This window comes from Candidatus Zixiibacteriota bacterium (assembly GCA_035574315.1).
Classification (GTDB): Bacteria; Desulfobacterota; Binatia; order UBA9968; family UBA9968; genus DATLYW01.
In genome coordinates, this window is record DATLYW010000048.1 from 300,592 (window position 1) to 321,234 (window position 20,643).

24 protein-coding genes are annotated in these 20,643 nt (G+C 65.7%); 10 read left to right on the plus strand and 14 right to left on the minus strand.

Going from position 1 to position 20,643, the window contains the following annotated elements; all coding sequences use genetic code 11:
• Positions 1-43 precede the first annotated feature (43 nt).
• Entirely contained in the window at positions 44-1,741 is a 1,698-nt protein-coding gene (locus tag VNN77_17805) for a hypothetical protein (GenBank protein ID HXG53256.1), read from the minus strand.
• Between the two features lie 151 nt (positions 1,742-1,892).
• Here VNN77_17805 and VNN77_17810 point away from each other — a divergent pair, with 151 nt between their 5' ends.
• Positions 1,893-3,254 carry a transglycosylase SLT domain-containing protein gene (locus tag VNN77_17810; GenBank protein ID HXG53257.1) on the plus strand — a complete coding sequence of 454 codons (1,362 nt, stop codon included), beginning with the start codon at positions 1,893-1,895 and terminating at the stop codon, positions 3,252-3,254.
• A 24-nt stretch (positions 3,255-3,278) separates the two neighbouring features.
• Here VNN77_17810 and VNN77_17815 read toward each other — a convergent pair whose 3' ends face one another.
• On the minus strand, positions 3,279-4,565 hold the full coding sequence (locus VNN77_17815; protein HXG53258.1) for a citrate synthase: 1,287 nt from the start codon (positions 4,563-4,565) through the stop codon (positions 3,279-3,281).
• 69 nt (positions 4,566-4,634) lie between these two features.
• Positions 4,635-5,093 carry a phosphohistidine phosphatase SixA gene (gene sixA, locus VNN77_17820; protein ID HXG53259.1) on the minus strand — a complete coding sequence of 153 codons (459 nt, stop codon included), beginning with the start codon at positions 5,091-5,093 and terminating at the stop codon, positions 4,635-4,637.
• Positions 5,094-5,235: 142 nt separating this feature from the next.
• Between sixA and VNN77_17825 the strand changes: the two genes are divergently transcribed.
• The 5 genes from VNN77_17825 to VNN77_17845 are packed head-to-tail and all read left to right on the plus strand — an operon-like array spanning position 5,236 to position 9,221.
• The gene (locus tag VNN77_17825; GenBank protein ID HXG53260.1) at positions 5,236-5,964 is read left to right on the plus strand and encodes an amino acid ABC transporter ATP-binding protein; all 729 of its coding nucleotides are present in this window, start codon (positions 5,236-5,238) and stop codon (positions 5,962-5,964) included.
• A 10-nt stretch (positions 5,965-5,974) separates the two neighbouring features.
• Positions 5,975-6,823 (plus strand): transporter substrate-binding domain-containing protein, encoded by an 849-nt coding sequence (locus VNN77_17830; GenBank protein ID HXG53261.1) that lies wholly within the window; start codon positions 5,975-5,977, stop codon positions 6,821-6,823.
• Positions 6,824-6,829: 6 nt separating this feature from the next.
• Positions 6,830-7,555, plus strand: a complete 726-nt coding sequence (locus VNN77_17835) for an amino acid ABC transporter permease (GenBank protein ID HXG53262.1) — start codon at positions 6,830-6,832, stop codon at positions 7,553-7,555.
• Between the two features lie 2 nt (positions 7,556-7,557).
• Positions 7,558-8,229, plus strand: a complete 672-nt coding sequence (locus VNN77_17840; GenBank protein ID HXG53263.1) for an amino acid ABC transporter permease — start codon at positions 7,558-7,560, stop codon at positions 8,227-8,229.
• Between the two features lie 41 nt (positions 8,230-8,270).
• Positions 8,271-9,221: an ornithine cyclodeaminase family protein gene (locus VNN77_17845; protein ID HXG53264.1), complete on the plus strand. Its 951-nt coding sequence runs from the start codon at positions 8,271-8,273 to the stop codon at positions 9,219-9,221.
• 4 nt (positions 9,222-9,225) lie between these two features.
• Here the strand turns inward: VNN77_17845 and VNN77_17850 are convergent, their stop codons facing one another.
• The gene (locus VNN77_17850; protein HXG53265.1) at positions 9,226-9,624 is read right to left on the minus strand and encodes a PPOX class F420-dependent oxidoreductase; all 399 of its coding nucleotides are present in this window, start codon (positions 9,622-9,624) and stop codon (positions 9,226-9,228) included.
• A 137-nt stretch (positions 9,625-9,761) separates the two neighbouring features.
• Between VNN77_17850 and VNN77_17855 the strand changes: the two genes are divergently transcribed.
• Positions 9,762-10,751: an ABC transporter substrate-binding protein gene (locus tag VNN77_17855; GenBank protein HXG53266.1), complete on the plus strand. Its 990-nt coding sequence runs from the start codon at positions 9,762-9,764 to the stop codon at positions 10,749-10,751.
• Positions 10,752-10,777: 26 nt separating this feature from the next.
• On the opposite strand, the gene VNN77_17860 is transcribed toward VNN77_17855, so the two are convergent.
• Genes VNN77_17860 through VNN77_17880 form a run of 5 tightly spaced genes read right to left on the minus strand, consistent with a single transcriptional unit; the run spans position 10,778 to position 13,876 of the window.
• Complete coding sequence (locus VNN77_17860) at positions 10,778-11,335, minus strand: O-acetyl-ADP-ribose deacetylase (GenBank protein HXG53267.1); 558 nt, start codon at positions 11,333-11,335, stop codon at positions 10,778-10,780.
• 13 nt (positions 11,336-11,348) lie between these two features.
• The gene (locus VNN77_17865) at positions 11,349-12,545 is read right to left on the minus strand and encodes a glycosyltransferase family 87 protein (protein HXG53268.1); all 1,197 of its coding nucleotides are present in this window, start codon (positions 12,543-12,545) and stop codon (positions 11,349-11,351) included.
• Between the two features lie 59 nt (positions 12,546-12,604).
• Positions 12,605-13,339: a hypothetical protein gene (locus VNN77_17870; protein ID HXG53269.1), complete on the minus strand. Its 735-nt coding sequence runs from the start codon at positions 13,337-13,339 to the stop codon at positions 12,605-12,607.
• Positions 13,340-13,388: 49 nt separating this feature from the next.
• Entirely contained in the window at positions 13,389-13,670 is a 282-nt protein-coding gene (locus VNN77_17875) for an HNH endonuclease (protein HXG53270.1), read from the minus strand.
• Between the two features lie 14 nt (positions 13,671-13,684).
• Positions 13,685-13,876 (minus strand): hypothetical protein, encoded by a 192-nt coding sequence (locus VNN77_17880; protein HXG53271.1) that lies wholly within the window; start codon positions 13,874-13,876, stop codon positions 13,685-13,687.
• 120 nt (positions 13,877-13,996) lie between these two features.
• On the opposite strand from VNN77_17880, the gene VNN77_17885 reads away from it, so the two are divergent.
• Positions 13,997-14,380 carry a RidA family protein gene (locus VNN77_17885; protein ID HXG53272.1) on the plus strand — a complete coding sequence of 128 codons (384 nt, stop codon included), beginning with the start codon at positions 13,997-13,999 and terminating at the stop codon, positions 14,378-14,380.
• A gap of 98 nt (positions 14,381-14,478) precedes the next feature.
• On the opposite strand, the gene VNN77_17890 is transcribed toward VNN77_17885, so the two are convergent.
• The 5 genes from VNN77_17890 to VNN77_17910 all read right to left on the minus strand — a co-directional run bounded on the left by VNN77_17890 (position 14,479) and on the right by VNN77_17910 (position 18,471).
• Positions 14,479-15,030 carry a zf-TFIIB domain-containing protein gene (locus VNN77_17890; GenBank protein HXG53273.1) on the minus strand — a complete coding sequence of 184 codons (552 nt, stop codon included), beginning with the start codon at positions 15,028-15,030 and terminating at the stop codon, positions 14,479-14,481.
• Positions 15,027-15,968, minus strand: a complete 942-nt coding sequence (locus VNN77_17895) for a M48 family metallopeptidase (protein ID HXG53274.1) — start codon at positions 15,966-15,968, stop codon at positions 15,027-15,029. The genes VNN77_17890 and VNN77_17895 overlap by 4 nt, the downstream gene beginning before the upstream one ends.
• Before the next feature lie 69 nt (positions 15,969-16,037).
• The gene (locus VNN77_17900; GenBank protein HXG53275.1) at positions 16,038-16,595 is read right to left on the minus strand and encodes a LemA family protein; all 558 of its coding nucleotides are present in this window, start codon (positions 16,593-16,595) and stop codon (positions 16,038-16,040) included.
• Positions 16,592-17,620, minus strand: coding sequence for an alpha-hydroxy-acid oxidizing protein (locus VNN77_17905; GenBank protein ID HXG53276.1), 1,029 nt, complete (start codon positions 17,618-17,620; stop codon positions 16,592-16,594). The genes VNN77_17900 and VNN77_17905 overlap by 4 nt, the downstream gene beginning before the upstream one ends.
• On the minus strand, positions 17,620-18,471 hold the full coding sequence (locus VNN77_17910) for a VOC family protein (protein HXG53277.1): 852 nt from the start codon (positions 18,469-18,471) through the stop codon (positions 17,620-17,622). Before VNN77_17910 ends, VNN77_17905 begins: the two co-directional genes overlap by 1 nt.
• Before the next feature lie 197 nt (positions 18,472-18,668).
• Here VNN77_17910 and VNN77_17915 point away from each other — a divergent pair, with 197 nt between their 5' ends.
• Complete coding sequence (locus VNN77_17915) at positions 18,669-20,363, plus strand: amidohydrolase family protein (protein ID HXG53278.1); 1,695 nt, start codon at positions 18,669-18,671, stop codon at positions 20,361-20,363.
• 16 nt (positions 20,364-20,379) lie between these two features.
• Positions 20,380-20,607, plus strand: coding sequence for a ferredoxin (locus tag VNN77_17920; protein HXG53279.1), 228 nt, complete (start codon positions 20,380-20,382; stop codon positions 20,605-20,607).
• Positions 20,608-20,643 lie beyond the last annotated feature (36 nt).

The following is a 20,643-nucleotide window of genomic DNA, read 5'->3' on the forward strand; positions in this document are numbered from 1 at the left end:
CGAGGGCCGGCTCTCGCCGGTCCCGTTCAGGGAGTCTCGGCGATCACCTGCGGCCTTTCATGGCCGGGTAGAAGTATTCGAACGTCCCGGCCTCGATTTTGCGCATGACCTCTGCAAACGTCTTCCAGGGATCCCGCGCGTAGTCCTCGAATCTGCCGGGGGCGTTGATCCCCGGGATGTAGGGCGACCAGTCGTCGCTCAAGACCTCGTCGGGATTGCCGTAGCGGGAAGCCAGGGCCCGGATCTCCGGGCTCTTCAGCGCGTTCACTTCCCCTTTGTCGATCAGCGTAATCCAGGTGTTCTTCGTGCCGCGCACCCTCACCCGATAAGTCGGAAGCGTGTTGTGGATGTGCCACCAGTGATCGTTCGGCAGTGCATGCTGCTTGGCGAAGTCCATCCACTCCTTGGACTCGACCGCCTTGTCCGGGCCGTGATCGAGGCGCAATCCGAAGCCCCAGTGAATCACCCCGGCGTTGTTGCGCTCGGAGGTGTTGACGCCCATCCCGTTCTCGTCGGGACGCCTGAAGAATTTTGGATTGGTACCCATGCCCGCCTCGTAGAGCCACCAGTAACCGGGCTGGTCGTGGAACGGGTAAGTAAGCTCGTTGATCTTGGGATATTTGAGAAATTCCCGCCACAGCTCGCCGTAGATCCCGCCGCCCTTCACCTCGGTCACGTAACCGTCCTTCACGCGCACCTCGATGCGGGGAAAGGACCCGGTATGGTTGCTCGTGCCGGCGAACACGCCGTTGACCTTGACGAGGAACCGGGGATTGTACTTCTTCGTGAAGGCGGGATAGTCCACGGAAGAATAGGGGAATCGCCCTGTCGCCTGGTGCGGGAACATGAACAGGTGGCCTTGCTGATAGGCCCCCTCGGCCCAGGCCTTTGCCTGCTTTTCGTCGAGCTCGAAAGCGAAGCTGGTGCCCTCGGGGTCGCTGACTTCCACACGATCGGCCCATGCCAGGGGTTCGATCACACGCTCCTCGGCCAGCCTCCAGATGTCGCCGGGAAACGTCGCCGCTTTGTTCATCAGCTCGTAGCGGTTGTCGAAAATGAAGTTGCCGTAGAACTTGCTGCCGTGCGGCTCGATGCTCCTGCGCGTCACGGTGCGTCCGCCCCGGCGCCAGAAAACGGCGTTGACCTCCTTGTGCTGGTCGAGGTACCTGACGATCGCTTCGGCAACGCTCTTCCCGCCGAACCGCCGCCCCAGGTCGATCAACTCCTTGGAACTCTGCTCTTCCTTCTCGAACACCGCCCGGTAAAGGTCGGGCCGGCGTTCCTTGAGCCATCTCTTCGGGATCTCCGGGTCGCTGAAGCGTTGGAGGATCCAGGCTCGCGCCTCCATGTAGCCGTGCTCGGCGGTAAACCATCGGTTCGCCTTGACCGCCTTGACCGCCTGCTCCTTGCTGACGCCGAGGAGCTGATGCTCGGGAACCATCTGTACCTTGACTCCGCGTTCCTCATAGGCGCGCCGGATCGCCTGCAGGATCATTTCGTCCGCCGTCGGTTCGGTGAAAATTGCCACCGTCTGGCCTTTTTCGACGAGACCGAGCGGGGTCCTTCCTCCCGTCTGCCTCACGGCCGCACGGGCGTAGGGCATGACGTCCTCGATGGATTTCGGCGGTCTGAGATAAGACGGGAACCGCGGCTGCGGGTACTTGGACCGTTCGGCACCCGAAAGCGGCGCCACCGTGGCGACGAGCAGGAACACGAGCGTTGCGCTGAGTCTTTTTCCCATGGCCATCCCTCCACGGCCAGAGATTTATTGACTTCGATCGCGGGTTGTCAAGCCGTTTCACGCGGCGCCGTAGCCAGACGGGATCGCCGGACCCTCCGTTTGCATCTCCCGGCGTATTCGAGTAACGTCCGGCAGCTCGCGTTTTTTCGCTATGGAGATCGGCAAGAGCATTCTTTTCCTTCCCCTGGCCCTTCTTGGAACGTTGGGGTGCGCCACGCTCGGTCACGAGGGTGCGAATCGCGCGCGGCCCGAGCGGCCGGTGGGCGGTGAAAGGTCCGCCGCCGGGCCCGCAGAGGCCGAGCGAGCCCTGATCGCCGAACCGCAAGCGGTGCGCGAAACCACGCTGGAGGCGCTCCCCGCAGAGGCGCCGGCGGAGGAGCCGCGCGCGCAACGGCCCGTACATTCTCCGAGCACCCGCGTGCCCGCGGCCGAGGGCGCCGCCAGGGCGCGCCGGCCGCACGCGCCTCAGGTGGACAGCCTGGTCGAGCTCCTGGGGAAGGATATCGACAAAGCCCTCGGGCAGCCGCCCGACCGCCGGCGCATCGAGTTCTCGTCGGCAGTCACCCGGAACCCGAAGGTCCGGTACTTCCTCAGGCACTACAGCCGGAACGGCCGGGCGCAATTGCGGAAGCTGCTCGCCCGCTCGGGGCGGTACTGGCCGATGATCGCAAAGATCCTGAACGAGGAAGGGTTGCCGGAGGAGCTTGGCTATCTCGCCTTGATCGAGAGCGGTTTCGTTCCGCATCGGGCTTCGCCCCGGGGCGCCGTCGGGCTATGGCAGTTCGTTCCGGCGACCGCCCGCCATTACGGCCTCAAGATCGACCGCTGGGTGGACGAGCGCCGCGACCCGGTCAAGGCGACGCGCGCCGCGGCGGCCTACCTCAAGGACCTGCACGACTATTTCGGCCGCTGGTATCTCGTCACCGCCGCCTACAACGCCGGCCCCGGCACCGTGGATCGCGCCTTGCAGTCGAGCGGAACGAGCGACTTCTGGACGCTGAGCGGCAACGCGCGCCTGAGCAACGAGACCCGGGACTTCGTACCCAAGTTCGTCGCGGTCGCGATGATCGCCGCCGATCCGGCGAAGTACGGGATCCGCGACATCGAATACGAGCCACCGCTCGAGTATCGAGAGGTCGAGATCGACGAGCCGATGAGCCTGGCGACGCTGGCCGCCATGGCCGAGACGACGGTGGCCGAGCTTCGCGAGCTGAACCCGTCGCTCCTGCACGACCTCACGCCCCCGGACCCTTCGGGGTTTCGAATCAAGATCCCGACCGGCAGCGCGGCGGCCTTCGCCCGAGCCTATCGGCGACATCAGGAAACCCGCCCCGCAGGCGGTCGGGTGGTCATCCACGAGGTGCGCAGAGGCGAGACCCTCTTTTCGATCGCACGGCGCTACGGCCAGGAGGTTCGCGCGCTCATGCAGCTGAACGGGCTGGCGAGCGCCCGCCTGAGGGTCGGGCAGCGGTTGAAGGTGATCGTGGAAAGGATGGGAGGCCGATTGCGTTGAGGCGCTCGGGCGGAGCCGGCATCCCTACGCTCTCTGCTCGATCGCGACGTAGTCCCGTTTCGCCGGGCCCAGGTAGATCTGCTTCGGACGCGCGAGCTTCTGTTCGGGATCCGTCAGCATCTCCTCCCATTGCGCGATCCACCCCGAGGTTCGCGGAATGGCGAACAGCACCGGGAACATGTCCATCGGCAACCCCATGGACTGGTAGATCAGGCCGGAGTAGAAGTCGACGTTCGGATAGAGCTTGCGCTTGATGAAGTAGTCGTCCTGCAGCGCGATCCGCTCCAGCTCCAGGGCAATGTCGAGCAGCGGGTTGCGCCCCTTGACCTCGAAGACCTGATCCGCGATCTCCTTGATGATCCTCGCCCGCGGATCGTAGTTCTTGTAGACGCGGTGGCCGAATCCCATCAGCCGCCCCTCGCCCCCTTTGACCTTCTTGATGAACTCGGGAACCTTGTCCTTCGAGCCGATCGCCATCAGCATTCTCAGCACCGCCTCGTTGGCTCCGCCGTGCAGCGGCCCGTACAGCGCCGCGGCCGCCGCCGCCACCGCGGAGTACGGGTCGGAGTGCGAGCTGCCTACGCCGCGCATCGCGTTCGTACTGCAGTTCTGCTCGTGGTCGGCGTGCAGGATGAAGAGGACGTCGAGCGCCCGTTCCAGCACCGGATGCGGCTGATACTTGAGCTCGGTCATCTTGAAAAGCATGTTGAGGAAGTTGCCCGTGTAGCTCAGATCGTTGTCGGGATACGAATAGGGCAACCCCAGGCTGTGACGGTAGGCGAACGCCGCCAGCGTCGGCATCTTGCTGATCAGACGGTAGGTCTGCTCGCGCCGGGACTGCAGGTCGAAGATCTGTTTGGCCGACGGATAGAAGGTCGAAAGCGCTCCCACGGTGCTCACCAGGATCCCCATCGGGTGGGCGTCGTGGTGAAAGCCGTCGATGAGCTTCTTGATGTTCTCGTGGATGATCGAGTGGTAGGTGACGTTGCGCGTCCACTCCTGGAGCTGCGCGCGGTTCGGCAGTTCTCCGTACAAGATCAGGTAGGCGGTCTCCAGGTAAGTGCTCTTCTCCGCGAGCTGTTCGATCGGATAGCCTCGGTAGCGCAGGATTCCTTTTTCGCCGTCGATAAAGGTGATCTTGCTCTGGCACGAGGCGGTGTTCATGAAACCCGGATCGTAGCTCACCAGACCCTCGTCGTCGTTGACTTTGATCTGCTGCAGGTCGGTGGCGCGGATCGCCCCGTTGCGGATGGGAATCTCGTATTGTTTGCCGGTCCGGTTATCGATAATGGTCAATGTCTCCGACGCCATGCGCGTGCACCTTTCGATCCCCGATTTTGATTCGTTTTAGACCATCCTCCCGCGCCGGTCAACCTTGCGTCACGCGGTCTGCGGGCTCAAAACCCAGGCGACGTTCCAGCGCGCCGCCTCCCGCGCGCAACAGACCAGGGTCGCGGGGCCGAAATCGGCCACCGGCCGCTCGGGATCGCCCGAAACCAGAGATGCCACCAAACGGCCCAAATGGGGAAGATGTCCCACCACGAGCACCGGCTCCTCGGCGGCCTGAAGCTCGGCCCGCAGCACCATCGGGTCGTCCTGAGGCAGCAAACCGCCGCTCTGCCGCACGCCTTTCTCCGGCCGGAGATGCAACGCGAAGATTTCGGCGGTCTCCCGCGCCCGTAGAACGCCGGAATGAAGGATTTCGGCGATGCGCAGTTGCCTTGCGGCGGCCGAGCGCGCCACGCGCTCCACGTCACGGCGGCCGGCATCGGTCAGCGGACGACGCGGATCCAGCTGTTCCGGCGCGGCTTCACCGTGCCGCACGAAGTAGAAGTCCACGTGGGTTCACCGTCCGGCGGGCTCGCAACGGCCCCGGCCGCCAGACGGCGCCGGGGTCCGGCGGCTGTTGCAAAAAGCCGTTGTTCATATAGTATGCCGACCAGCGCTTTTCAACCGGACCGACGCGCGTCGCCGCACCCCTGTGATCGAGTTTCGCCGCGCCAACAAATGGTTTGGCCCGCTGCACGTGCTGAAGGATATCGACCTCGCGATCGCCGCGGGCGAGGTGGTGGTCGTCTGCGGCCCGAGCGGTAGCGGCAAGAGCACTCTCATCCGCTGCATCAACCGTCTCGAGCAGCTCGACTCCGGAGACGTGATCGTCGACGGTGTCTCGCTCGCCGATCCGCAAACCGACGTCACCCGGCTGCGCGCCGACGTGGGCATGGTCTTCCAGTCCTTCAATCTCTATCCGCACATGACCGCGCTCCAGAACATCACGCTCGCGCCGGTGCGCGTCAAGGGGCTGGCGGTCCGCGACGCCGAGGCGCTGGCGCGCGAGCTGCTGGCGCGCGTGGGTATTCCCGACAAGGCCGACGCCTACCCGGCCGCGCTCTCGGGCGGGCAACAGCAGCGGGTCGCGATCGCGCGCGCGCTGGCGATGAAGCCGAAAATCATGCTCTTCGACGAGCCGACCTCGGCGCTCGATCCCGAAATGATCAAGGAGGTGCTGGACGTGATGACCGCGCTGGCCGGCGAGGGAATGACCATGGTCGTGGTGACCCACGAGATGGGTTTCGCGCGGCGCGTGGCGCACCGCGTCGTCTTCATGGACGGCGGCGAGATCGTCGAGCAGGACCGCCCCGAGAGTTTCTTCGCCGCCCCGAAGTCGGCGCGCGCGCGGCAGTTCCTGGGAAAAATTCTCACGCACTGAGGAGACGCGGATGAATCGATCGCTCGGGTTGTTGCTGGCTCTGATGCTGGCTCCGGCCGCCGCGTTCGCGCAGACGACGCTGGAAAAGATCGGCCGGACGGGGGTCCTGGTCATCGGCACGCGCACCGGCTCGCCGCCGTTCGCCTACGTGGACTCGAAGAACGAATGGGTGGGCTTTTCCATCGACCTGGTGGAACAGGCGGTCCTGCCGTCGCTCGCCAGAAAGCTCGGCAAGCCGATCCGGCTGGAGAAGAAAGAGTCCACGCCGCAAACCCGCATCCCTCTGCTCACCTCGGGCTCGGTCGACCTCATCGCGGAAACGATGACCGACACTCGATCGCGGCGCGACAGCGTCGATTTCAGCCTCACCTTCTTCGTCACCGGCGCCCAGTTCCTGGTGAAGCGGGGAAGCCCGATCAAGGGGCTGCAGTCGATCGCGGGCAAACGCGTGGCGGCGCAGCAGGGCTCGACCAACGCGCGCATCATTCGCGAGCGCGTGCCGAGCGCGAAGCTCCTCGAGTTTCCCGACCAGCCGGCGGCGTTTCAGGCCCTCGCCCGCGGCCAGGTGGAGGCCTATGCCAACGACGGGGTTCAGCTCGCGGGCCTGAAAGCCAAGGCTCCGCGTCCGGCCGACTGGCTGGTCGTCGGCGAGTTTTTCTCGTACGAGCCCTACGGCATGGCAATGCGCAAGAACGACTCCGACTTCCGGCAGGCGGTGAACCTAGGTCTGATGGAGGCGATCGAATCCGGCAGGTATTTCGCGCTCTACGACAAGTGGTTCGGGCCGAAGGGCGAAGTGCCCTACCCGCTGGCTCCTGAGGTCAGGCGCTTCCTCGAGATGCAGGTGGTGCCGAAATGAAGCCCGATGGCGTACCGCTTTGACTGGAGCGTGCTCTGGACCGGCCAGTCCGGTGCCTGGCTGCTCCAAGGTCTGCTGACGACGCTGGAGCTCTCGGCCCTCGCCTGGCTGCTCGCGGGGGCGCTCGGCATCGCCGCCGGCGCCCTGCGCACGCTGACAACGAAGCCGCTGCGGTGGCTGTCGGGGGGCTACGTCGAGTTCTTCCGCAACGTCCCGCTGCTGGTCTGGATGTTCTTCTGGTATTTCGCCGCGGCGCCGCTCCTGCCGCGGAACCTCCAGGATTGGCTCCTCGCGCACGGCGCCGAGTTCTGGGCCGGAACCGTCGCCCTCGGCGTTTATCACGGCGCACGCTTCGCAGAGATCGTCCGCGCCGGCATTCAATCGATTCCCCGCACCCAGTTCGAGGCGGCCCTCTCGACGGGCCTCACCGTCGCGCAGTCGTACCGCTGGATCATCGTCCCCGTCGCGGTCCGCCTCATCATCCCTCCCGCGGCGAACGAATCCCTCAACCTGCTCAAGAACTCGTCGGTGGCGCTGACCATCGGCGTCGCCGAGCTCACGTTCCAGACACGCCAGATCGAGGCCTACACGGCCCGCGCTTTCGAGGCGCTGGTCGCGGGAACCGCGATCTATCTGGCGCTGTGCCTCGTCGTGGCGGCGCTGATGGCGCGGCTCGAGAAACGTTTCGCGATTCCCGGGCTGACCACGCGGGCGCGGCTGGGAGAGCTGTAAGCTTGGACCTCGACGTCGTCGTCCGCAACCTCGATTTTCTCATCCTCCAGGGCTTCATCGGCCTCGGCGCCTTCGCCGGCGGCACGCTGCGCCTGGCGCTCCCCGCCATCGGGCTGGGCTTCGCCCTCGGCGTGGCAATCGGCACGGCGCGCCTGGCGCGATCGCCCTGGCTGCGCGCTGTTGCGGCGGCGTACGTCGAGTTCTTCCGGGGCGTGCCGCTGGTGATGGTGATCTTCTGGTTCTGGTTCATCGCGCCCCAGCTGCTGGGGCGGGCGATCCCCGAGTACGGCGTCGCGCTCGCGGCCTTCGTCTTCTTTGAGGCGGCCTACCTGGGCGAGATCGTGCGCGCCGGCATCCAGTCCGTGCCTCGCGGTCAGCTCGAGGCGGCGGCGGCGACCGGGCTCACCCGGGGCCAGGCGATGCGCTTCGTCATCCTGCCCCAGGCGCTGCGCAACATGATTCCGGCCCTGGTGACCCAGTTCATCGTGCTGCTCAAGGACACCTCGCTGGCCTCGATCATCGGGTACGTGGAGCTCACCAAGGCGGCGCAGATCGTCAACAACCGTGAGATCCGCCCGTTCGAGCTCTACCTGTTCATCGCGGCGGTGTACTGGTTGTCGAGCTACGGCATGTCGCGCTGCGCCCGCCTCCTGGAATCGCGGCTGCGGTGCTGAGCGGCGATCCTGAGCGCGCCGCCCCCAAAGAAAGGAACCCGGTGCTCTATCTGGAACGGACCCCCATCGACCGGATCCTGTCGATCGGCGAAATGATCGAGGCGGTCGAGGAAGCCCTGCGCGAGCTGGCGCGCGGGCGCGGCTTCGACTTGCCGCGCCGGCGCATCCACCACCCGAACCGCATGATCTTCGGCCTGCTGCCCGGGTCGGTGGGCGGTTTCATGGGCGCCTACCTGCAAACCGATCTCGACCGCCGGCTGCACCATGAGTCGATCATCCTCTACAGCGTCGAGACCGGCGAACCGTTGATCCTGTTTCAGGACTGCTCGATCAACGAGTTCAGGACCGCGGCTGCCGGAGCGATCGGCGCCAAGCATCTTGCCCGCGCCGCGGCGCGCCGGGCCGCGGTCTTCGGCAGCGCCACCCACGCCGCAATGCAGCTCAAGGCCGCGTGCGCCGTTCGCGAGCTGAAAGAAGTCAAGGTCTTCAGTCCGAACGAGAAGAGCCGGACCCGCTTCGCCGAGTCGATGGCCCGCGAGCTGGGGATCGCCGTCGTGCCGGCTGAGCATCCCGAGGAAGCGCTCGACGGCGCAGACCTCGTCATCACGGCGACCGATTCGCGCACGCCGGTATTCGACGGGCGCCGCCTGCCGGAGGGAACGCACGTGACCTCGATCGCCAACGGCGATGCGACCCGAACGCGGCGGGAGATCGACGACGCCACGATGCGCCGGGCCGATGCGATCTTCATCACGTCGAAGGAGACCGTGTGCGCGAACGAAAGCGACATTTTCCGCGCGGTCCGCGACGGCGTCCTCTCCTGGGATCGCGTCCGGGAGATCGGCGACCTCCTGCTGGGGAAGGCGCCCGGAAGACGCCACGACCGGGACATCACGCTCTACAAGCTTCAGGGGACCGGGATCATGGACGTGGCGGTCGGCGCCAGAGCCTACGAGAAGCTGAAGGACGGCGGTCCGGCGCGGCGGCTCTAGCCGCTCATCCCATGGTCGAGACACGCTCCGGTCGGATCTTGTACATCACCCGGACTTCGCCCGGCTGGCGGTATGGATAACGCTCTTTTCCCAGGTATTTCTTGGTGAGCGCGTCGATGTGATCGTCCGCTCCCTGCTCGGTGATCTCGGCGACTTCCCCCCGGACGGCCAGGTAACGGTAGGGATTGTCCGGGTCCTGGATGGACAGGGCAACCTTCTTGTTGCGGCGCATGTTTCTGTCCTTGACGCGTCCCTTCGCCGTGTTGACGCGCACGTACGTGCCGTCGAAGTCGACCCACACCGGAGTGACCTGCGGGCTTCCGTCCTTCATGATCGTGGCGAGATGGGCGAAGGCGGGCTTGGAAAACAGGTCTCGGAACTGATCGGGTATGCGGTCTGCCATGGTCTCTCCTTTCTCGCGAAATCTCCCGCAAGCTTACCGCAAAAAAAGGTTTTCGGAAGGTCGGCGCTTTTTTGCCGCGACCGAACGTGCTATACGACGTCTGGGTTCGCTCATTAACCGATCCACGGAGGTACGCGATGACATCGTTCGCTCGATGGGCTCTGGTGGCCGCCGCGCTCTCGTTCGCTTCGCTCGCGTCCGCGGCGAACGAGAAGATCAACACCTCTTACATTTCCATCACGCCGGGCTCTTCCACCGTGGTCTGGATCGCGAAGGAGGCGCGGCTGTTCGAGAAGCACGGCCTCGACGCGACGCCGATCTTCATCTCCGGCAGCATCCGCGGGATCCAGTCGATCCTGGCGGGAGAGATCCCTGTCGGCGAGGGCGGCGGGCCCGGTCTCACCAGCGCTCGCCTGGCCGGAGCGGACGTCGTCGCGATCGCCGGCAACGTGAACGTGCTGCCCTACTATCTCGTCGCGCATCCCTCCATCAAGAAGCCGGAGGACCTCAAGGGGAAGATCGGCGGCAACCACATCGCAGGCACCACTGCCGAGTTCGCACTGCGCGTCGGGCTGAAAAAGATGGGCCTCGACCCGGCGAAGGACGTGACGCTCAGAGTCATCGGCGGCACGATCGACCGCATGGTCGCGCTGCAGAAGGGGATCGTCCAGTTCACGGTGGCGACCGAAGCCGGGAAGGCGACGGCCGAAAAGCTGGGTTTCCCCACCTTGATCGACATGGCGAACCTGAAGATTCCGTTCCCCCAGAACGGCCTCTATACCACCGGCAGGCTCGTGCGAGAGCGTCCGGACCTGATTCGAAGGTACCTCCGCGCCTACGTCGAGGCGATCCATTTCTACAAGACGCGGAAGGAAGAAACTCTGAAGATCATGCGCAAGTACTCCCGGGTCGAGGATCGCAAGGTGCTGGAAGAAGCCTGGGACTGGCACGCGCGCTTCATCCCCGACGCCCCCTATCCTCCCGTGGAAGGCTACCAGCTGATTCTTCAGGAGACCGCGGCGAGTAACCCGAAAGCCGCTCAGGCCAATGCCAGGGACTTCGTCGACTCTCGCTTCGTAAAGGAGCTCGAAGAAAGCGGGTTCATCAAGTCGCTTTACCGGCGCTGACCGCCGGCTTCCGGGACCGCGCGCGCTCAATCCTCGGTAAACGCCTGGTTGGCGACGAAGACGGCAGCGTCTTCGGGGCTGAAGAAAACCAGCCTGACCTCGCGCACGGCCGGCTCGGCGCGCAAGAATTCCTCGATCGCGCGCGAAGAGACCTTTGCCGCCTCCTCCCGCGGATAGCCGTAGATGCCGGTCGAGATCGCCGGAAACGCCACGGTTTTGAGGCCGTGGTCGGCCGCCAGGCGGAGCGAGTTGCGGTAACAGGCCGCCAGCAGCTCCGCCTTGTCCTCTCCCCCGCGGCCGTACACCGGGCCGACCGTGTGAATGACGTGCTTCGCGGGCATCTTTCCCGCCGTCGTGATCACCGCCTGCCCGGTCGGCAAACCGTCGGGAAAACGGGTGCGCCGGATTTCCCTGCACTCGGCGAGGATTTCCGGTCCGCCGGCCCGATGAATGGCGCCGTCCACTCCGCCTCCGCCCATCAACGAGCTGTTGGCGGCGTTGACGATCGCGTCCACCGCCTCGCGCGTGATGTCGCCGACCTTGACCACCACGCGGCCTCCGAGAAACTTTCGAACCTCGCTCATGGCCCTCTCTCCCTCAACGCGGCCGCGGCAACGGACGCTCGCGCGCCGCGAGCTCCGATACGAGCAGCCCGTAGAGCAGCAGCAGCGGGGCGGCGCCCCAGCCGAAAACCCGATCGCGAACCAGCAAGCTCGGAACCAACGGCACGTAGAAAATCGGCAGCAGCGCCAGAAAGCCGAACCGGGCCGCCGGAGCTGTCATGCGGCCGGCGAGCGCCTCGCCCGAGACGATGCCGAGCGCGATCACCAGCGGCATGAGATCGTGGGAATAGAGATGGTAAGTGACGAGCGTCGTGGTGACGATGGCGAGCGCGAATCTGAGGTCGAAGCCCGGCTCGGCGGCGTCTCGCGTTCCCCGACAGAAAAAGAGGCATCCCCCGTAAAGCGCGAGCGACGACGCGGCAACGAGCGTGCCGCCGGAAAGCGCCGGAGCCGGCAGCGCGACCTCAAGCAGCCCTCGGATATTGGGCATGTTCCGCGGATTCACGATGTAACTGTAATCGTGCATCGAGCGGAGAATCGATAGAAGATCGAGCGCGCCCTGCCATCCGACCGCGGCAAGCGAGACGGCGGCGAGCACGGCGCCTGTTACGCCGAAGGCGGCCACCGTTTTCCAGCGGCGCTGAACCAGAAAAACGCCGGCAAACGGCAACACCAGCTGCGGCTTGTAGAGCCCGAGGGCGAGCAGAACTCCCGCGGCGGCGTCGCGCCCTCGCTTGAGGGCGGCGAAACAGGCAACCAGCAACGCGGTGGACAGAATCGAGTCCTGCCCCATCCTCAGCGCTTCCATGGTCGGAAAGAAGGCGGCGGTCAGGGCCGTGAACAGGAGCCGGTAACCCGGTTCGAGATGGGGAGACAGCCAAAACGCGATCGCGAGAAGCAGGACCACGTTGAACGCGGACCAGACCGCGTGCGCGACGGGATACGAAAGGCGGGCCAGCGGCAGAAAGATGGCCAGCTCATAGGGCGCGTGGTTGAAAGGCAGCGGCCATTCGAACTGCGGAACGTCGAACTTCCGCTGGTAGGCCTGCTGGGTTTCGACCTTGAAGAGCTCTGCGACCCGGCCGTCGTTCACGATTTCCGCTCCCGTGTAAAAGATCACGAAGTCCCCGTACCCGGCGGCCATGCGGTCCAGGTTGACCCAGAGGGTGGCGAGATTGGCCGTCAGCGACGCGCTCAGCAACCCCGCCAGCATCAGCCTGTAGAGCCTCATGACGCCCCCCCGGGGGCGAATCGAAGCAGCCGGGGAGGGACGGTGCGGGTTTCGGGCCGTCAGCCGAGCCATTGCCGTTCCTTCAGCCCGGAAAGGAGCTCCTCGAAGCCGTGGATCAGCAGGTCCGGCTTCGCCGCCGCCAGCGTCTCCGGGTCGTTGTAGGAGAACTCGTTGGCGAGGGCGATCGTCCGCACCTCCAGCTCGCTGTCGCCGACCTTGCAGCCGTCGGCGTTGGCGCCCGCCCGAACGTAGCTGGCGGTCCCGGTGAGCAGGAGGATCCGCAGCTTGGGAAGCCGGTGCTTGCGGAACAGATAGTACAGGCCTTGCTCCTTGGCATAGTAGGTCTGGTCGCGATCGACGATTTCCTCGAAGAAGGCGCCGATCCCGTGTTTTTCCATCGCCTCGTGCTTGAAGCGGCGCCCGCCGGTGGTGAGCAGGACGTTGCGCAGGCCGGCGGCTCTGGTCTGCTCGAGGGAGCGCTCGATGCCGGGAACCAGCGGCGGGGGCTCGACGTCGAAGCGGTGCCGGCGCGCGATCTCGAGCGCGTGCGTCCTGATTTCGAGCCTTTTGCGCTCGTTGAAGCGCACATCGGGGTCCCTGCGGTACTCCCTGGCGAAGATGTGCGGGATCAGGAAGAGGTCGAAAGGGCCGTCGGCGATTTTCCTCAACTGCTCGAACGTGAGCCGGGACATGCCGTAGCGCGGCAGGATCTCGTTGGCGATGGTGAAGACCCGCTGGATATCGGTCTCCACCGTATCGGACATCGTTCGAACCAGGAATATCTCGGCCGCCATCGGGCCCTCCCCGCGATCGTAATCGATCGTTCTCCGGCCGGCAAGCCGTTCAGACCCCAGGCTCCTCGAACGGCAGGCGGTATTTCCGCGCCGCGTTACAGCGCCTGCAGCTCGGAACCACGTTGCCCTTGGTCGATTTTCCCCCGCGGATGATCGGCACCAGGTGGTCCATGGTCAACTCCCTCGGCGGAAACTTCTTGCCGCAATGGTAGCAGACGCCGCGGGCCCGCTTGCGTTTCCACCACTGGCTGGCGCGAAGCTCCCGGGCCCGGCGCCGCTCGCGCCGCACCTCTTCTTCGGTCACCTCGACGAGGAACGACGACGGCTCCATGGATTGGCGACCCGCTAGCGGTACCAGCGCTTGAGCGACTTGAAATAGATGGAAAATCCGACCGCGATCACGAGGTAAAGGAGGCTTCGACCCGCCGCCCAGCCCTCGCCCCGGTTGAAGTACCGCGCCAGCTCCCAGGCGGAGAAAAACAAGAAGAAGACGGCGGCGCTGGCGATGAGGATACGATGAGCGGTAATGAGCTTCATCGCGGGCTTTGATTCCCTCCACATCATCATAGGCCGGATGTCCCTCCGGCTTCAAGAGAAGGAAAAACGTTTGCCGGCGGAGCCCCGCTGAGATACGATCGGCACCGGAGCGCAAGCGCTATGAACCGCGAACCGATTCGAACCGATAAGGCGCCCCCTGCCATCGGCCCTTACAGCCAGGGAATCAAAGCCAACGGCTTCATTTTCACGGCCGGTCAGATCGCCCTGAAGCCGGACACGGGGGCCCTGGTCGATGGAGACGTCACCGTCCAGACCCGCCAGGTCATGGAAAACCTCAAGGCGGTTCTCGAGGCAGCCGGCTCGTCGCTCGACCGGGTTGTCAAGACGACCGTGTACCTCAGGCGGATGAGCGACTTTGCGGCGATGAACCAGGTTTACCAGGAATATCTCGGAAACGCCGTCCCGGCCCGTTCCACTGTCGCGGTCGCGGAATTGCCGCGCGGCGCGCTGGTCGAAATCGACGTGATCGCTCTGACCGGATGAAATCCGTGTTTCCGGTTCCTGGTTCTTTCACCTGAACCGTTGACGCTCTTGATTCGACGCCGCGCGAAGCGGCGGCTCGAACGAGAAGCGTTCGTCGCTCACTGAAAGATCAGCCGGACCAGTGCCTCCAGGACCTCCCGCAACAAGCCCGACATGGCGACCTCGGTTTCCCGCCCGCGCGGGTAGGCGAACATTCCACCCGTACCGGTGACGACCCACGCGTTCGGATCGTCCGCGAGCCGGCCGAGCCTCTTTAAATCTACGTCCCTCGGAAGCTTCTTCTCCCGGATCTTCTCCTGCCAGCGCTTGTATCTGGAGAGCTGGCCGCGCTTGAGCCAGATGCCGTCGCATCTCAGGCAGCGCCGGAGCCGGAGATCCGGTCCGAGAAGCGGGTCCGCCGGAGATGCGAGCGGCGCCGTGCATCGCGGGCAGTAGAGATTCTCCCTGCGGGCGGGCCTCCGGCTGCGCAAGAGCTCGTGGTCGAGCGTTTCCAAGCGCTCGGCCTCTCCCGGCTGAACGGGAAAAAGCTCCCAGCGATCGCACCAGATCCCGCCGCAACTCGGACATTGATCGAGCTCGATGAGCGAGCCGGGATTGGCACGGGCGGTCACCGGGTTCATCGCAGCGTCGCACTCAGGACAACGGATCATTTCGCGCTTTCGCGAACACCGTCGACCGGCCGCGCCTGGGAAGCCCGCGGGATCCCCGCCATCCGGTAAAGCAGCTCGATGCGGTGCTCGATCGGCGGATGGGTGGCGAGCCAGTCGGCCAGCCGGCCTTCGCGCTCGCCCATCCGCCGCCGCAGCGGATCGACGAAAAACAGATGGGCGGTTCCGCGCGGCGCGCGGTGAAACGGCAGCCCCGCGTCGCGAATTTTTTCGAGCGCCTTCGCCAGGCCCAGCGGGTTGCGCGTGAATTCGGCCGCACAGGCGTCCGCGAGGTACTCCCGCCGCCGCGAGACCGCCATCGCGAGCAGCCGCGAGACCAGCGGCGAGATGGCGATCAACAGAAGCGCAGGAAGAGCGAAGACGAGCTTTATCCGGGCGCCGCGGCGCCGCGGCAGCGCTCCGGCGGTTCGCTGGGCCCAGTCCGAAAGCAGCGCTACGGCTCCCAGAAGCACCGCGACCAGCATCATGAGCAGCGTGTCGTTGTTCTTGATGTGCGCCATCTCGTGGGCGACCACGCCCTGAGTCTCCTCGCGGTTGAGCAGCGCCAGCAGGCCGGTGGTAGCGCAAACCGCCGCGGACCGCTCGTCCCGTCCCGTGGCGAAGGCGTTCGGTGCCGGATCGTAGATCACCCAGATTCCGGGCATCGGGCAGCCGGAGGCGAGCGCCATTTCCGTCACCACGTTACGAAGCTCGCGATGCTCGGGAACCACAGGATCCAACGGCTCCGCCCCGAGCGAGCGGAGGAGCAGCCGGTCGCCGAAGCGATACGCCCCCGCCGCGATCAGCCCCGAGCCGACCAGAGCGGCCGGCGCCGCCACGGGGAACGGCGGCCCCCCGCTCGTAAAGGCGCCGAAGTAGACGAAATCGATTGCGAGACCGCAAAGAGCGAAAAACGCGAGAAACGCCGCCACGAGGAGCACGCTGCCGCGGCGGTTGCGGGCTTGAACCTGGAGGAAATCTTGTGGCCCGATGTCCAGAGGATGGTCCGCTCAAGTCGGCAGGGTGAGATTGACGCGCGGCACCACCTTTTCGTCGTCGGGCACGTTGAAGAACTCGCTCGGGCGGAACCGGAAGAAGCTCGCCACCACGTTCGAGGGGAACACTTCCTGTTTGAGATTGAAGCGCATCACCAGATCGTTGTAGTACTGGCGCGCGAAAGCGAGCCGGTTCTCCGTGGTGGTCAGCTCTTCCTGCAGGCGGAGCACGTTCTCGTTCGACTTCAGCTCGGGATAGCTCTCCATCAATGCGAAGATCCTTCCCAGCGACTGCGTCAGATCGGACTGCGCCTGCGCGGTCTCCTTGACTCCGGTCGAGGCCATCGCCCGGCTCCTCGCCTCGATGACCTTTTCCAGGGTCTCCTGCTCGAAACTCATGTATCCCTTGACGCTCTCGACCAGATTGGGGATCAGGTCGTAGCGGCGCTTGAGCTGAACCTCGAGCTGCTTCCAGGCGTTCTGGATCTGATGTTGCAGGGCGACCAGGCCGTTGTAGGTCCAGATCACCCAACCGACCACGAGGAAGATCAGTCCCCAGAAGACCCAGCTCACGGCAGCGCTCCCGGGTCGTCGCGGATCAGGATCTCGGGCCTCACCGCCCGGATGCTCGGCGTGCCGGTCATGCAAAGCACGCGCTTCATCTCTTCCTCGAGAACGCTGAAGACCCTTTCCACGCCGGCCGCCCCGTACGCGCCGACGCCCCAGGCCACCGGGCGGCCCACCAGGGCGGCGCGAGCCCCGAGGGCGACCGCCTTGACGATGTCTCCGCCGCTTCGAATGCCGCTGTCGAACAGCACCGGCACCCTCGCCCCCACCGCCGACGCGACCTCCGGGAGCGCCTCCAGCGCGGAGCGATTGTAGTCCAGGATGCGGCCGCCGTGGTTCGAGACCACCACCGCGTCCGCGCCCGCCTCGACCGCGATGCGCGCGTCTTCCGCTCCCATGATCCCCTTGATCACCACGGGCAGCGAGACCTGGCGTTTCATCCATTCGATGTCCTTCGGCGTGGCCGGATGGCCCCGACGCGGCTTGCCGTCCTTCGTGGAAAGCGGCACCTCATCGCCGATCTTGACCGGGCGCACCGTGTCCATGGTGATGCCGACGGCCGAAAACCCGAGATCCTCGGCGAGCTTCGCCGACCTTCCCATCTCGTCACGGCCCCGGTTCATGTACGCCATGAAAACCAGCGGTGCCTTGGAGGCGGCGCGCCACTCCGCCGGGCCGAACTTGGCCGCCGCGCTGCAGAAGACCATCGCTCCCGCACGTTCGGCTCCCTCGGCCACGTGGCGCTCGGCGTCCTCGGCGATCAGGCTGAAGCTTCCCACCGGCGCGACGGCGGCCGGCATGGAAAGCCGGACTCCGAACAGCTCGATCGACAGATCGGGATCGGTCACGTCGTGGAAGATCCGCTGGCGGAAAAGATAACGCGCGAACGCGCGCGGATTTCGATGAAAAGTCGCGCGGCTCTCCGCCGCGCCGTCGAAGTGACGCCAGGCCTCGGCGGGCATCCTCGCCCGAGCGACGGCGCGAAGATCCCGCAGGCCCATGTGCGCCAACGGTTTCTCGACCGGCCGCATCAGTTCCCCGCGCTGACCTCCCACCAGTTTCGATCGGGGTCGCGGAGCAGGAACGCTGTCGCCGCGCCCTTGCGCTCGATGGCGCCCAGCTCGGTCAACCCCGTTCTGCTTCCGGCTTCCTCCAGCCGGCGATGGGCTTCCTCGAGCGCCTCAAGGGATTCGACGGCCACGGTGAAGCGAAAGTTCGGCGAAAAGGCCTGCCATTCCGGTCGCTCGGCGCAGACCACGTAGCAGCGGGTGGCCGGATGCTTGAGGTAGACCACGTGGTCGTTCGCCTGGTGCACCTCGAGACCCATCACGTCGCGGTAGAAGGCTCGCGCGGTCTCGATGCTGCGGCAGGCGAGCGTGCCGTGCGTGAAGCCCTGGGGAACATAGCCGCGTCCCGGGAAGCGTTCGGCGGGAAGGGGCTCGCTCCAGTGCGGCGCGCGCACGCCTCCGACCCGGTCCAGCAGGGAGGGCCGGCGCATCGCGGACTCGTAACACTCGATCTCCCAGCCGTTGGTCCCGGGCTCGACGAAATAGAGCGAGTAGGAGCCGTGGTTGTAGAGCGGCTTGCCCACCTGCTTGAGGCCGTATTTCTGCTTGTTGGCGTTGAGGTGTTCGTAAGCCGCGTCCACTTCCTCGTTGTGCGCGACACGCACCCCCCAGTGGTTGTGCATTGGTTTCGCCGGCGCGTCGTCGCCCGCTTCGTGTACCACGAGCAGCCAGTCGGTGTTCGGGTGCTTGAGCGTCGCCTCACCCGGGTCCTCGGCGATCTTCTCGAACGCCAGCAGATCGGTGAGCACGGGAACGGACTCTTTCAAGCTGCGGCACTCCATGTGAGTCGCGCAGATACCTATCGGCCTGATCATGGCGCTGCTCCGGCAAGCAAAACGGCCGCGCGACGAAGATACGTCGTCGCCGCTTTTGAAGCGGCAATCTACAGCGGCTTTGCAAGGCTGTCAAACCCACGTCGGTTCTCGCTTGACACGGAGCGCTCCTTTTTCCTACAAGGGGTTCAGCCAGAGAAGCCGAGAACGACCCCTCCGCGGGCTCGAAGGAGAACGCCATGCACGACCTCGTGCTGAAGAACGGGCGAATCTATGACGGGTCGGGGCTGCCGAGTTACCGGGCGGACCTCGCCGTCGCCGCCGGCAGGATCGTCGAGATCGGCCGGATCACGGGCGGCGCGCGCCGCACGCTGGAGCTCGACGGCCTGGCCGTTGCGCCCGGCTTCATCGACCCCCACACGCATCTCGACGCGCAGCTGTTCTGGGATCCGCTCGCTACGTCCTCCTGCTTTCACGGCGTGACCTCGGTTGTGATCGGAAACTGTGGATTGAGCCTCGCGCCCGCCAGAGCCACCGACCGTGAAGCCCTGATCAAGAGCTTCGTACGGGTCGAGGCGATCAGCCGCCGGGTGCTCGAACTGGGCGTCCCCTGGAGATGGACTTCGACCGCCGAATACCTCGACGCCGTCGGCGCCAGGCTCGGGGTCAATGTCGCGGCGCTCGTCGGGCACATCGCCGTCCGCCACTGCGTCATGGGGGAAGCCGCGGTGGAGCGAAAGGCGACCGGGGACGAGATCGCCGAGATGCAGGCGCTCGTGCGCCGGGCGATGGCGGCGGGCGCCGCCGGCTTCTCCACCAACCAGAACCCCCGCCACATGCGCGAGGACGGCCTGCCGGTCGCCAGCCGGGTCGCCGACGACGCCGAGCTGGGCGCCCTCCTCGACGTGCTTGCCGAGCTGAACACGGGCGTGGTGCAGCTGAGCGGCGGGGGAGCCGATTCCCGGGGCCGCATCCGGTACGCGGCGGAGCTCGCGCGCCGTACGGGCCGCCCCGTCGTGTGGCAGAGCATCAGCCACAGCTGGAGCCGGCCTGACCACTGGCGGGAAATGCTCGAGCGCACGGAGCGGGTCCTAGCGGAAGAAGGGCTCCCGATCTACGCCATGACGCAGGCCAAGCCCTTCGAGAACCGTTATACGCTGCGCGATGCGCAGTGCTTCGACGAGTTTCCCACGTGGCGCGCGATCATGTTCAGTTCCCTGGAGGAACGGCGCAAGGCGTTCGCCGATCCCGAAGTGCGCAGGAGGCTCCAGAGCGAGGCGATCGACGACCCCTCGCCGTCGGTCTTCCCGCGACGCTGGGACGTGGTCTTCGTCGATCGGGTCAAGCTCCCGAAGAACAAGCATTGGGAACGCAAGTCCGTCGCCGAGCTGGCGCGAAGCCGGGCAAAGAGCGGCCTCGATGCCTTCCTCGATCTCGCGCTGGAAGAGGACCTCGAGACGCGCTTCGCCCACATCACCACCCAGGGCGACCCGGAAGCGGTCTGCCGCATTCTCCAGCATCCCGCCGTCGTGGTCGGCCAGTCGGATGCCGGCGCCCACATGGGCTATGACGCCCGCTTCGGGTACTGTACGGCGTTTCTCGGGCGCTGGGTTCGAGACCGCGGCATCATGAGCCTGGAGGAAGCGGTCTCGAAGCTCACGTTCAAGGTCGCATCGCTCTTCGGCCTGCACGACCGGGGGCTGCTGCGGCCGGGGCTGGCGGCGGACCTCGTGGTCTTCGACCCGGCGACGATCGATACGCTGGAGCCGGAATACGCGCAGGACCTGCCCGGCGGCGAAACCCGGATGATCCAGCGCGCTCTGGGAGTGCATCACACGGTCGTGAACGGACGGCTCGTGATCGAACACGGAGAGCCGACGGGCGATCTGCCGGGAGAGGTTCTCCGCCCGGGGGCGCCGGCCCCCGCCCATTGACCCTGCAGGAGGCGCGATGAAAATCACCGTCGACCGAAGCAAATGCGAAGGCTATGCGAAATGCGTTCAGGCGCTGCCCAGGGTCTTCAAGCTCGACGCGAAAATGATCGCCGAGGTCGTCGACCCCGCCGCCGAAAGCGACGCGAGAATCCTTCTGGCGGCGAAGCTCTGCCCCACCAAAGCGATCGTTCTCCAGGAGGAGGGAACCGGAAAGAGGCTGTTCCCGCCGGAGCCCGGTCAATAATCAGCCTCCAGTTCCCGGTCTCCGATCCGCGGTCAT

Excerpts from the sequence above, each read along its gene's own strand:
- VNN77_17865 (HXG53268.1), bottom strand. The coding sequence starts at position 12,545 with ATGAGGCTCTACAGGCTGATGCTGGCGGGGTTGCTGAGCGCGTCGCTG.
- VNN77_17850 (HXG53265.1), bottom strand. The coding sequence starts at position 9,624 with ATGGCAGACCGCATACCCGATCAGTTCCGAGACCTGTTTTCCAAGCCC.
- VNN77_17855 (HXG53266.1), top strand. The coding sequence starts at position 9,762 with ATGACATCGTTCGCTCGATGGGCTCTGGTGGCCGCCGCGCTCTCGTTC.
- VNN77_17890 (HXG53273.1), bottom strand. The coding sequence starts at position 15,030 with ATGATCCGTTGTCCTGAGTGCGACGCTGCGATGAACCCGGTGACCGCC.
- VNN77_17905 (HXG53276.1), bottom strand. The coding sequence starts at position 17,620 with ATGCGGCCGGTCGAGAAACCGTTGGCGCACATGGGCCTGCGGGATCTT.
- VNN77_17810 (HXG53257.1), top strand. The coding sequence starts at position 1,893 with ATGGAGATCGGCAAGAGCATTCTTTTCCTTCCCCTGGCCCTTCTTGGA.
- VNN77_17875 (HXG53270.1), bottom strand. The coding sequence starts at position 13,670 with ATGGAGCCGTCGTCGTTCCTCGTCGAGGTGACCGAAGAAGAGGTGCGG.
- VNN77_17880 (HXG53271.1), bottom strand. The coding sequence starts at position 13,876 with ATGAAGCTCATTACCGCTCATCGTATCCTCATCGCCAGCGCCGCCGTC.
- VNN77_17830 (HXG53261.1), top strand. The coding sequence starts at position 5,975 with ATGAATCGATCGCTCGGGTTGTTGCTGGCTCTGATGCTGGCTCCGGCC.
- VNN77_17885 (HXG53272.1), top strand. The coding sequence starts at position 13,997 with ATGAACCGCGAACCGATTCGAACCGATAAGGCGCCCCCTGCCATCGGC.
- VNN77_17910 (HXG53277.1), bottom strand. The coding sequence starts at position 18,471 with ATGATCAGGCCGATAGGTATCTGCGCGACTCACATGGAGTGCCGCAGC.
- VNN77_17805 (HXG53256.1), bottom strand. The coding sequence starts at position 1,741 with ATGGGAAAAAGACTCAGCGCAACGCTCGTGTTCCTGCTCGTCGCCACG.
- VNN77_17870 (HXG53269.1), bottom strand. The coding sequence starts at position 13,339 with ATGGCGGCCGAGATATTCCTGGTTCGAACGATGTCCGATACGGTGGAG.
- VNN77_17815 (HXG53258.1), bottom strand. The coding sequence starts at position 4,565 with ATGGCGTCGGAGACATTGACCATTATCGATAACCGGACCGGCAAACAA.
- VNN77_17915 (HXG53278.1), top strand. The coding sequence starts at position 18,669 with ATGCACGACCTCGTGCTGAAGAACGGGCGAATCTATGACGGGTCGGGG.
- VNN77_17920 (HXG53279.1), top strand. The coding sequence starts at position 20,380 with ATGAAAATCACCGTCGACCGAAGCAAATGCGAAGGCTATGCGAAATGC.
- VNN77_17835 (HXG53262.1), top strand. The coding sequence starts at position 6,830 with ATGGCGTACCGCTTTGACTGGAGCGTGCTCTGGACCGGCCAGTCCGGT.
- VNN77_17860 (HXG53267.1), bottom strand. The coding sequence starts at position 11,335 with ATGAGCGAGGTTCGAAAGTTTCTCGGAGGCCGCGTGGTGGTCAAGGTC.